Origin of the sequence: Sodalis ligni (assembly GCF_016865525.2) — a bacterium.
GTDB lineage: Bacteria > Pseudomonadota > Gammaproteobacteria > Enterobacterales > Enterobacteriaceae > Acerihabitans > Acerihabitans ligni.
The window spans coordinates 5,769,971-5,781,247 of sequence record NZ_CP075169.1 but is presented as its reverse complement, the minus strand read 5'-3'; the positions used below and the strand labels follow the sequence as shown (position 1 = coordinate 5,781,247).

The 11,277-nt window shown below is 62.6% G+C and carries 10 protein-coding genes; 8 read left to right on the top strand and 2 right to left on the bottom strand.

Features of this window, described 5'->3' with window-relative positions; all coding sequences use genetic code 11:
- Positions 1-26: 26 nt before the first annotated feature.
- Entirely contained in the window at positions 27-374 is a 348-nt protein-coding gene (locus GTU79_RS26890; protein WP_203520505.1) for a hypothetical protein, read from the bottom strand.
- A 242-nt stretch (positions 375-616) separates the two neighbouring features.
- On the opposite strand from GTU79_RS26890, the gene GTU79_RS26885 reads away from it, so the two are divergent.
- From GTU79_RS26885 to GTU79_RS26875, 3 genes are all read left to right on the top strand, one after another.
- The gene (locus GTU79_RS26885; RefSeq protein WP_203520507.1) at positions 617-1,363 is read left to right on the top strand and encodes an SDR family oxidoreductase; all 747 of its coding nucleotides are present in this window, start codon (positions 617-619) and stop codon (positions 1,361-1,363) included.
- A 152-nt stretch (positions 1,364-1,515) separates the two neighbouring features.
- On the top strand, positions 1,516-2,370 hold the full coding sequence (locus GTU79_RS26880) for a DJ-1/PfpI family protein (RefSeq protein ID WP_132924796.1): 855 nt from the start codon (positions 1,516-1,518) through the stop codon (positions 2,368-2,370).
- A 112-nt stretch (positions 2,371-2,482) separates the two neighbouring features.
- Positions 2,483-2,965: a YybH family protein gene (locus GTU79_RS26875; RefSeq protein ID WP_203520509.1), complete on the top strand. Its 483-nt coding sequence runs from the start codon at positions 2,483-2,485 to the stop codon at positions 2,963-2,965.
- A gap of 30 nt (positions 2,966-2,995) precedes the next feature.
- Here the strand turns inward: GTU79_RS26875 and GTU79_RS26870 are convergent, their stop codons facing one another.
- Positions 2,996-3,943: a GlxA family transcriptional regulator gene (locus tag GTU79_RS26870; protein ID WP_203520511.1), complete on the bottom strand. Its 948-nt coding sequence runs from the start codon at positions 3,941-3,943 to the stop codon at positions 2,996-2,998.
- 240 nt (positions 3,944-4,183) lie between these two features.
- Here GTU79_RS26870 and GTU79_RS26865 point away from each other — a divergent pair, with 240 nt between their 5' ends.
- The 5 genes from GTU79_RS26865 (at position 4,184) to GTU79_RS31070 (ending at position 9,033) form a co-directional block, all read left to right on the top strand.
- Positions 4,184-4,903 (top strand): TonB-dependent outer membrane receptor, encoded by a 720-nt coding sequence (locus GTU79_RS26865; protein WP_203520513.1) that lies wholly within the window; start codon positions 4,184-4,186, stop codon positions 4,901-4,903.
- 15 nt (positions 4,904-4,918) lie between these two features.
- Positions 4,919-5,440, top strand: a complete 522-nt coding sequence (locus GTU79_RS26860) for an RNA polymerase sigma factor (protein ID WP_203520515.1) — start codon at positions 4,919-4,921, stop codon at positions 5,438-5,440.
- A 115-nt stretch (positions 5,441-5,555) separates the two neighbouring features.
- Entirely contained in the window at positions 5,556-6,521 is a 966-nt protein-coding gene (locus GTU79_RS26855; protein WP_203520517.1) for a FecR family protein, read from the top strand.
- 302 nt (positions 6,522-6,823) lie between these two features.
- Positions 6,824-7,243 carry a hypothetical protein gene (locus GTU79_RS26850; protein WP_214513529.1) on the top strand — a complete coding sequence of 140 codons (420 nt, stop codon included), beginning with the start codon at positions 6,824-6,826 and terminating at the stop codon, positions 7,241-7,243.
- Positions 7,153-9,033 carry a two-partner secretion domain-containing protein gene (locus GTU79_RS31070; RefSeq protein WP_214513528.1) on the top strand — a complete coding sequence of 627 codons (1,881 nt, stop codon included), beginning with the start codon at positions 7,153-7,155 and terminating at the stop codon, positions 9,031-9,033. Before GTU79_RS26850 ends, GTU79_RS31070 begins: the two co-directional genes overlap by 91 nt.
- The last annotated feature ends 2,244 nt before the right edge of the window (positions 9,034-11,277 follow it).

Below are 11,277 nucleotides of genomic sequence, written 5' to 3'. Positions count from 1 at the left end.
GAATATCGCTATCCCGATGCGGGCCATTAAGGCTGTGTACGCGGCGGGCGCTGCGGCTTGACTGACTTGCCCAGGTTATCGCCCATGCGGTTGCGCAGCGCCGATTGGCTGAATTGACCGATGTTGTTGGGCTGCTGCTTGCTGATATCCGAGTTAGCCAGCGCCGGATTGGGGTGAGCCGGCTGCTCGGGCGGCGTCATGGCCTGGCCCAGGCACGAGTAGGGCACGGCACGGTATCCGTTCACTTCCACCTCTTTACAGGTGCCCGAGGGATCGCCCGCGGGCGCCGCCATGGCGTTGTGGCCCGCCAGTAACGCCGCTGTCACAAATATGCCGGATAATAACCGGCGTAACCTTGATTGTACGGCCATCATACTTCTCCCACGGTAGACATTTCAGACTCAATCTCTCTCCATTTTAGCGGCCATTTATGACAGCGCTGCGAGAGCCGTTTTTGTTTCTCGCGCTGAGTGACGTTTTTTGAGGGTTATACGTCCTTTGCGCCATCTGCTTCGTGTTCCATAATCAGTGGGACATTCGGCCGGGACAAGCGCGCAGCGGGATTGCGCTTTGCACCCTCGGCCGATCAATTACGACGCAGAGAAAGGAGCATGAAATGAGGCTTAAGAACAAATCAGCTTTGATCACGGGCGGTACCAGCGGCATCGGTCTTGCCACCGCCAGGCTTTTTATTGCAGAAGGCGCCCGGGTAGCGGTCACCGGCCGCGATGAAGCCGTATTCGAGCAGGTGCAGGCCGAGCTTGGCGAGAATGCGATCGTTCTCAAGGGCGACGTACGTTCCATTGAGGACATGCGGGCGATTGCCGCCGAGGTTAAAGAACGGTTTGGTGGCTTGGATATCGTGTTCGCCAACGCGGGTCGGGCTTTCCCGTCGGCAGTCAACGATATCGATGACGATCTCTATAACGAGATCATGGACATCAACGTCAAGGGCGTGGTGCTCACGCTTCAGGCAGTACTGCCTGATTTAAGGGAGGGCGCCTCATTTATTCTGAATACATCGTTCGTCGCGCAGACCGGCAAGCATGGCATCTCGCTGACGGCGGCGGCGAAGGCGGCGGTACGTTCGCTCGCCCGTAGCTGGTCTTACGAGTTTCTCCACCGCAAAATCCGCTTTAACGCCATCGCTCCCGGCGCGATGGACACTCCCCTGCTCGGCAAATGGGGTCTGTCCGACGAGGATATTCGCAGCATCAAGGACGGGTTCGCCAAGACGATTCCGGTGGGCCACATGGGCCAGGCCGAGGACATTGCCTATGCGGCGCTCTATCTCGCCAGCGACGAATCCGCCTACGTCGTCGGCACCGAACTTGTTGTCGACGGCGGCGCCTCGCAACTTTGAAGCGTCGGCTCCTGTTCGGGAGTCCCCGACGTTATTTCGGCTCATCCGCATTTCAATCCTACGCCCGCCGCGCCTTTCGTCGCGGGGAGACTTCACTCTGCCCCGATTTGGCTGCGCCTGCCAAGGGTGTTGAAGCACAAGGAGAAATTATCTTGACCAACGATAGCGAAAACACGTCCTCAGACGAACAACCGAAAAGCGGGGGCTACTCCCGCCGCGATGCCCTTAAGCTCGCAAGCGTGGCCACGCTAGGCGCCATCGTGGGAGGAGGCGCCCTGCTTGGCCGCGCCACTCCCGCTCTCGCAAAGGCGGCCGGCGCGGGGATGCTTTCCCCCGCCGATCCGCTCAACATCGTCATTGCGGTTTATCCTGGCGGCACGCTGCTGGACTTTGCCGGCCCCAGCGAAATTTTTCACCGGCTGCCGAATACGAACGTCCGCTATGCGAGCCTCGATGGCGGCTACGTGACCCTCGAATTCGGCGTCCGGTACGGCAAGACTGAACGATTGGCCGATATCGCGAAGGCGGACATGATTTTGGTCCCCGGCGGGTCTGATTTGACGGTGGCGATGAGCCCGGAGTATCAAGCCCAGATCCGGCGTCTGGCTGAGGGCGCCAAATACGTAACGTCGGTTTGCAACGGCTCGCTTGTGCTGGCCGCAACGGGTGTTCTCAAGGGTAAGCGAAGCGCCTGCCATTGGGCCTTCGTCAACAAACTGTCTGAATATGGCGCCATTCCCGTTCCGGATCGCTTCGTAGAAGACGACAACGGTCGGTTCATGAGCGGCGGCGGGGTGACGGCGGGTATTGACTTTGCGCTTCGCGTTGCCGGGAGGCTGCGCGGTCAGCAGGCCGCCGAATTTACGCAGCTCCTGATCGAATACGATCCCGCTCCGCCGTTCCATTCCGGCCATCCCAGAGATGCCCGGCCGGAAGTGATCGCGATGGTGGACAAGGTGCTGCCCGGCGCATCCAAGGGTCTGGCCCGGGTTCCGGGCGTTCGCTGAAACCCTTGCAAGCAATGGGCACGAGGCCATCTCACTAGCCACCGGCGAGCGCGTTCTTCATCACGAGCGCGCTCATTATCAATAGACAGATTAACTCGATTGGATAATCCACATGGGACCCATTTTCACTAAACCAGCTTTGCTACCGGCCGTTGTCGCTCTCGCTTTCGCGTCCGCCGCGGTTTATGCCGCCGATCCGCCGCACTCCACCGTAGCGGCTATCAAGGCTGAAAACGCGCGTTGGGCTGATGCTTTCAAGCAGGGCGACTACCAGGCGATTGGGCGCCTCTACACCGATGATGGGACACTCCTGCAGCCCGGCGATGACCGGGTCGTAGGCCCGGCGGCGATCGCGAAGTACTTCACGGCGGGTTATGCAGGGAAAGCACCCGATACGGTGACCTTCAGCGATGCCGAATTTTACGGTAATGATGAAGCGGTAACGGAGGTTTCGAACTCCACCATCCGCGGCCATGACGGGAAGTTGAAGTCGCGCGGCAAGCAGGCCCTCATATTTTTAAAACAGGGCGGCGTTTGGAAACTTCACCGTGACATCTGGAATGACAATGGTCCGCTGAAGCCGGGGGATCGCTGATCCGGCATTGGCGGTAGGGGCATGACCCCATCAGCGCCCATCGTTCAATCTGCTTTCGCGGCGGATCGATTGCGGCGGATGTCCATGCAGCTTGATGAAGGCCCTGCGCATCCGTTCCGGATCGGTGAATCCCACCGCCAGCGCAATCTGTTCGATGGGTTCGCTGCCATCCTGCAGGCGCAGCCGCGCAGCTTCAACGCGCAACCGCTCCACCGCCTTAGCCGGTGTTTCACCGGTTTCCCGGCGAAATGCTCGTCCGAATTGCCGCAGGCTCAATCTTGCGGCATCGGCGAGCCGCTCCACGGGCAGCGCTTCAGCCAGATGCTCTCTGGCAAAATTCAACGCAATGCGGATACGATCCGACACCGGGTCCATTTGCGACATGGCGGAGAATTGGGACTGGCCCCCCGGTCGTCGATAGGGAACGACCAACAGCCTGGCGACGGCGTGGGCGATTTCCGCGCCCATATCTCTTTCAATCATGGCGAGCGCCAGGTCTATTCCGGCGGCGATGCCCGCCGACGTCCAGATGCGTCCGTCCGCTATATAGATACTGTTGCCCTCGACTCTGGTACGAGGGAAACCAGACTGCAGTTGAGCGGCGTACCGCCAGTGGGTCGTTGCTCTCAGACCGTCCAGCAAGCCGGTTTCCGCCAGCAGAAATGCGCCTGTGCACACGCTTGCCACCCGCAAGGCGCGGGCGCCCAATTTCTTGGCGGCGGCGATGTTCTCCGGTGTCTGCATCGGATTGATATCACCGCCCACGAATATGACGGTATCAAACGTACGCTTTCCCATCGGCCTTGTCTCGATGGGCAGGCCAGTATTACCAACAACCGGCCCTCCGGACTGAGAGATGACGCAAAGATCATAGGGGTTATGGCCAGCGGCTACGGTCACCTGATTAAAGGTCGAAAGCGGTCCGGCAAGATCAAGGGCATCGTGACCCCGGCAAACGAAAAATCCAATGCGATGCATGATAAAGTCGCCAACTGAAAACCCATGTGCGGCCTATTTTATATAAAACCCTCAAATAGCGCCATGGTAAATCACGCCTGGCGGCTATGAGTATTACGGCTATTCGCTAGGCCTTTTTTAACCCGCTTAATAAAAGTGTCATATCAGCCGGGCACTATTGCGCAACCCTTAACGCTGCTTATCCGGCGTGACACGGGACGGTGACGACAATCGGGCCGAACGGGGGGAGTATGGCAATCGGTGTGGGTTAAATTCATCTCCCTTTACGGCTGCGTGATGGCGTTCTCCGGTGTGCTGGCATTTTTATTACCGGCAGCCGCTGACGGGAACCGGACGTTGCCGATGGCGGAGCCGTCGAGCCGGGCGGTCTGGTTTGATATTCCCCCGCAGCCGCTGGCCCAGGCGCTGACGCGTTTTGGCGAACAGGCGGGACTGGCCGCGCTGGTGGACAGCAGGTTGACCGCCGGCCGGCGTTCCGGCGGCGTTCACGGTTATTATCCGCCGCCGGCCGCCCTGCGGTTATTGCTGCAAAATACCGGACTCGCCGCTCATTATACCAGCGCCGATGCTTTTACCGTGTTGATGGCCGAAGCACGCAAGAACAGTTTGCCCTCATCGATAAATAACGCGGGAGATACCTCCACTTTGGGACTGGGGGGTAACGGGTATGCCGCGGTTATTCAGCGCGCCATCCTGCGATTGCTTTGCGCGTCGCCGCAAACCAGACCGGGAGGATACCGGGCGGTATTGCAATTTTGGCTGTCGGCGCAAGGTTCGGTATCCAGGGTTGAACTGCTCGATTCCACCGGTCTGGACAGCCGGGATACGGCGATTCTCGATCGCTTGCGTCGCCTGCACATGGATATGCCGCAGCAAGGGCATTTGCCGCAGCCGCTGACGGTTTTGCTGCTGCCAGGTATCAATGGGGATTGTCAGTTATCGGGTATTACGCGACGTTGACCGGGAGAATAAAAAGTGCGCCTGCAGTTTCTCGCTTGTTACGATGCACTTCGCAAACGTCTTAAATACCGTCTGGGCTCGGAAGATCTGGCGAACGATGTGCTGCATGAAACCTGGCTGCGGGTGGAACGGATGGATGATGCCCAATCGGTTTATAATCCGGCGGCCTATCTGTATCGCACCGCGCTGAATGTGGCTAACGATCAATACCAGAATACGCCGCGGCTGCTGCTGGTGGGGGAAATCGATGAACTGCTGCAGGTGGAAGACGAACTGCAGGATCCGGCGCGCATTACCGCCGGACGCAACGAGCTGGATGAGCTGCGCGAGGCGCTGCGCTTGTTGCCTTATCGCCAGCGCGAAATCCTGATAGCATCGAGAATGGACGATCGTCCGCACCGGGAAATCGCGCTGCGTTTTCATATCTCCACGCGGATGGTTGAGAAAGAACTGAAGGCGGCGCTGGAGTTTTGCGGCCGGCGATTGCAAAGAAAAGTGGTGCAGCGGTTCGGTCCGGGGGCTGGAAAAACGTCTTGATACTATATGTCCCCAAAAACATGTCCTCAAAAACGATGGACTTCAAAAACGGGAAACGTCGCCGATGCCGTGCATAACATTTTGGTCAAAGCCTGAACCGGGAGTCCGGTGAGTTATGCGTTATTTTGACCGCAAACTTGCCATTCCGGGCGCCGTGCAGCGGGAGGCGAAAGCCTGGCTGGTCCGGTTGACCTCCGGCGAGGCCACCACGGAAGACGCCGACGCGTTCCGCCGCTGGTGCGATCAAAGCCCGCTGCACGCCGCCGCGTTCAGCGAAAGCAAACGTCTGTGGCAGGCGCTGGGCCCGGCGATTTACGCCGAACAGCAGCAGCCGTCGCGGCCGGCGTTGAAATTATCCCCGAACCTGGGACGCCGGGCCTTTATCGGCGCGGCACTGGCCGGCGCCGCTTATCTGGCGGTACGTCCGGCGTTTGATTGGCCCACGCTGCCGGGAATGTCCAGCGATTACCATACCGCCACCGGCGAACAGAAACAGTTTGTCCTCGGTCCGGACGTGACGGTGGAGATGAATACCCAAACGCAGATCAACCTGCGCCGTCCTTCAGCGGATGCGCCGGGTATCGAATTGGTGACCGGCGAAGCGCAGGTGCTTATCCGCACCCCGGCCGCCACTCCTTTCACCCTGTATGCCGACGGGGGCGAAGCGCGGGCCAGTCAGGCGCATTTCAATGTCCGCCATGTGGATAACGATGTTTGCGTTACTTGCCTGGCGGGCCGGGTTTGGGTGGTTTACCACGGCAATCAAAGCGAACTGGCCGCCGGTCAGCAGCTCACCTACAACTCCCGTGGCCTGGGCCGGGTGGTGGGCGCCAACGAAGAACAGGTCAGCGCCTGGCGCAAGCAGCTGCTGATTTTTGATCATCAGCCGCTAAGCCGGGTAGTGGAAGAGATTAACCGTTATCGGTCGGGGAAAATCATCCTGGTAAACCAGGCGCTCGGCCGCCGCATCGTCCAGGCGCGCTTTACGCTGAATCAGCTGGCGGAAGTGACCGCGCTTATTCGCGATGCCTACGGCGCCCGGGTCACCACCTTGCCGGGGGGGATTGTTCTGCTGAGTTGACGGCTTATACACCTACCGGACGGCGAGCGGCAGATTGTATATCCCCTCGCTGCGGCGGGAGGCACGGTGGTGTGGCGGCTCTTTTCCCCCTGATTTTTACCGCGGTCCAGTCCGTGGCCCTTTCTCTTTGACGCGGGCATTTTATTGCCGGTCCGCAGATGAAATTTTTGTGACATGAGTTCGGTCGCTATTCCCAATCGGGGTCAATCAGGTATGTAAGCCGTAGCGGCCCTGGTCCGGATTATCCCGGTCACGGCTTTGCTGCTGCATCGGTATTACGCCTGCGAACCGGAAGGAAGAACATGTCTCCCAGCAACGCTGTAAAACGTATGGAACCCGCGGCCAGGACGAATGTGAACGGCGGCCGATTCACACCCCGGAGCAAACATCCGTCTCCGGAGTCCATCATGGACCGCTCCGATAACCCGCGTCTGAACATCAAGCCCATTGCCTACGCCATCGGGATGCTGCTGCTGTCCGGCGCCGCCCAGGCCGCCGGGCCGCGGCCCTTCAGCGGCGACTGGTTCGCCGTCAAGGGCGCCACCCGCGCCGCCACCGCCGAGGCCGCCCGCAGCGGCGGCCTGCCCGGCATGACCCCGCCCTGGCCCAGCAGCAGCAGGCCAACGCGCAGTTGGCCCGCTCCATCGCCAACCTCGGCCAGACCGCCGCCGCCATCGCCGCGGCGCAGGCCCAGCAGGCCGCGGCCCGCCAGGCGGCGCTGAACGCCCCCGGCGGCGTGCCGGACGGCCTGGCTTCCGGCGGCCTGCAGGTGGACAACAACCCGGCCACCCAAGGCTGGCTGAACGCCGCCGCCCCGACCCAAAGCAGCGCCGGCGGGCATACCACGGTGAGCATCAACCAGACCAAAGACAAAGCCATCCTCAACTGGCAGACCTTTAACGTCGGTAAAAATACCGAGGTGGACTTTCACCAGCAGGCGAGCTGGGCGGTATTGAACCGGGTCAACGACCCCAACGCGCGACCCAGCCAGATAGAAGGTCAAATCAAGGGCGACGGCACGGTGCTGCTGATGAACCGCAACGGCATCGTGTTCAGCGGGTCGAGCCAGGTGAACGTGCGTAACCTGGCGGCGGCCGCGGCTGCGATGAGCGACGACCAGTTCACGACCAACGGCATCTACAGCGCCCAGGCCAACGGCACCTATTCCCAGGCGTTTACCGACGCCGCCGGCAAAGTGCTGGTGCAGAGCGGGGCGCAAATCACCACCGCCACGCCGGCATCCGCCACCCAGGGGGGCGGCTACATCCTGCTGCTGGGACAGGAGGTGGACAACCGCGGCACGCTGAGCACGCCGCAGGGCCAGACGGCGATGGCGGCGGGGGACTATTTCATTCTGCGTCCGGGCCAGGGCACCGACAGCAACGCCTACTCCACCACCCGGGGCAACGAGGTCGTGGCGGGCTACAGCGGTGACGGCAACGGCGCCGGGGATAATGGCGCTGCTGACGGCGACACGGCGTCCGGTGATAATGCCGGCACAGCGCCGGTGTCCGGCCGGGTGAGCAACCACGGGCTGATACAGTCGCTGCAGGGGGATATCACCCTCACCGGCCATGAGGTGGTGCAGGACGGGGTGGCGCTGTCGAGCAGCACGGTGAACAACCGGGGCACCGTCCATCTGCTGAACCCGGCCTCGGACCAGACGGGGTCGGTGACGGTGACCGGCAACGGGGTGACGGCGGTGGTGCTGGACGGCAGCGACCAGACGGCGCTGGACAGCCAGCGGGCGTCGCTGATAACGCAATCGGCGGTGCAGGACCTGGCGCGCCGGGGCGCGGCGCAGGGGGTGTTCGACAACCTGTCGCGGCAGGACGACCGGGAGGACCTGTCCCGGGTGGAAATCGTCAGCGGCGGCGGGGTGGATTTTGCCGGCGGGTCGCTGACGCTGGCCACCGGGGGGCAAATCGCGGTGAGCGCCACCGACGCGAGCCGGGTGGAGGACGGGGCGACGCTGGACGTGTCGGGGTCGGTGGGGGTGAACGTGGCGATGGCCTCCAACAACGTCGAGGTGAACGTGCAGGGCAACGAGCAGCGCGACTCGCCGCTGAACCGGGATACGCAGGACCTGAACAACAGCACGATATGGGTGGACCGGCGCAGCCTGATACACGTGGCGGCGGGGACCGGCGGGGACGCGGATGACCGGTGGTACACGGCGGGGGGCCTGCTGGAAGTGGGGGGCTACCTGGGGTTGTCGCCGCACGGCATCGGGGAATGGGCGGCGGAGGGGGGCAGCGGTAAGCTTCAGCGGCGGGGGCGTGCGCACCGACGGCGGGTCGGCGATAAACCTGTCGGGGGGCTCGCTGGACGTGCAGAGCGGCTACCTGCAGATGAGCTGGTTGCGGGGTACGGACGGACGGCTGTACGACGTGTCGAGCGCGCCGGGGGATGTGGCGTATTCGTCGCTGTACAAGGGATTCGAGGAGGCGCATGCGCGCTGGGGCGAAGAGGCGGCGGCGTATTTTTACAATCCGCTGATAGCGCCACGTGAGCGCTATGAGAACGGCTATACGGTGGGACGCGACGCGGGTCGGCTTATCATTGCCACCAATGCGTCGGCGCTGGACGGCAACATCATTGCGGACACCTACCAGGGACCGCAGCAGGGCCAGGGGACGGACGCGTCGCTGGACGGGTATCTGCAATCGCAGACGGCGGTGGCGCGGGGCGGGCAGCTGATATTGGGCAGCTACCAGAGCGCGGCCAACGGCGACGTCAAGAACGGACCGGTGGGAGCGTTTTATAACCTGGCGCCGGTGGCGGACAATATCGTGTTTGGCGACGGGGTGTATCACGGCGCCGGGGCAAGCGGCGCGGACGCTCAGGCGGGCAGCGGCGATACCGCCGGCACGGATGCGGACGCGAACGGCACGAATAATGCTGACGATGGCACGACGGATGATGACAGCAACCTGCATCCCGGCGAGTTGTACGTGAACAGCGACCTGCTGAACAGTTTTGGCTTAGGCAGCATTATCGCGGCGGCCAAGAACGGCGTCACGGTGGACAGGGCGCTGACGGTGACGGCGGGGGGCAAGATAGCGCTGTACGCGCCGAACGTGGAAGTGAATGCCAGTCTGACGGCCCGCGGCGGGTCAATCGCGCTGGGCAATGTGCTGGCGTCAATGGCGGGAAATGGGGTCACGGTGGATACCTCCATCACCGCGCCGGCGGGCGGCGTGACCGCGGTGACGATAGCGAATGGGGCCACTCTGGATACGCGCGGGCTGTGGAGCAACCTGCAGCTGGATGCGTCGGGCAATAAGGATCTGCCTTATGTGAGCGGCGGCAGCGTGAGTGTTCGCGGCACCGGCGGGGTGACGCTGGCGCAGGGCGCGGCCATTGACGTGTCCTCCGGCGCGGCGCTGCTAGCGAACGGTTCGCTGAACGGCGGCAAGGGCGGCGAGGTCACCGTGGCGGCGGGCTATACGCTGCCGGATGCCCAGACCCAGCCGGACGGGCCGCTGGAGCTGGACGGCGACATACGGGCCTACGGCGTCAGCGGCGGCGGCACCCTGACCATCGAATCCGGCCTGGCTATCGGCATCGGCGGTGACTTTCTCACCCACAACGGCACGCTGAAAGCCGGCGAAACCACCAGCATCAATCTGCGGCTGGCCGAGGAATATGTCATAGCGGCCGGCAGCGCCATCCCGATGAATTTTTCCATTACCGTCACTAACCTGGCGCCGGGCAAACCCACCGATACCGGCTATACGCCCCAGGCAACCCCCAACAGCCCCATCGTGCCGGCGGCGGACTGGGTGGTGCCGTCCGGGATAAGCTACCTGCAGGCCAACGGCAGTTATTATTATCCCGGCTATACCGTGCCGGCCGGCGCGCGGATCACCTTTGTTTCCGGCTCGATTCCCGCAGGCTATGTGGTGCCGGCGAATGCTTTCCCCGGCGGTCTGCCGGTGAGCCCGGTATCGAAAAGCTATTCCGCCGGCACGGTGGTCGCCGAGCCGCTGGTGGTCCCCATCGGCACCCTTATCGCCCCCGGCAATACGCTGCCGGTGGATGTGGCGGTAACGCCTTATAATCAATTTTCCGGCGAACTGTTCCAGGATGGTTTTGCCCATTACAGCATCAGCGGCCGCGATGGCGTCACGGTGAGCGACGGTACGCAGCTTAACGTGGCCATGTCGGTGTATCTGCCGGATATTAACGCCCTGGCCGGTCTGGCATCCGGCGAGGATCCGGCCGCCTTTATGTCGGTATGGACGCCGCCGGTCTATCAGGAGAATCCGCTCACCGCCACACTGACCCAGCGCGGCGGCGCCAGCCTGAGCCTGTCGGCCGGCTCCGATGTCGAGATGGACGGCGCGCCGCTCACCATCGGCCAAGGTGCGGTGGTGAGCGTCGATCCCGGCCAGCCTATTGATCTGCACGCCAATGGCCAGTTAACGGTAGACGGCCGCCTGAATGCCTGGGGCGGAAGCATCAGTCTGGCCAGTTCGCCGGCTTTGCCCGGCGGCGATCGTTTCTCCCCCACCCGTTCGGTATGGATTGGCGATAACGGGGTGCTGGATGTGGCCGGACGCGCCTATAGTGCTCTGGACAGCCAGGGGCGGACTTATGGCGTGGCGCCGAAAGGCGGCAGTATCACCGTCTCACAAAGCGATGCCTATGTCATCGTGCGGCCCGGAGCGCTGCTGGATGCGTCCGGCAGCGCGCTTACCGTGGACCGCTCGGCGGGCGGCGCGCCCCAGGCGCCGTCTCAGTCGACGACGCT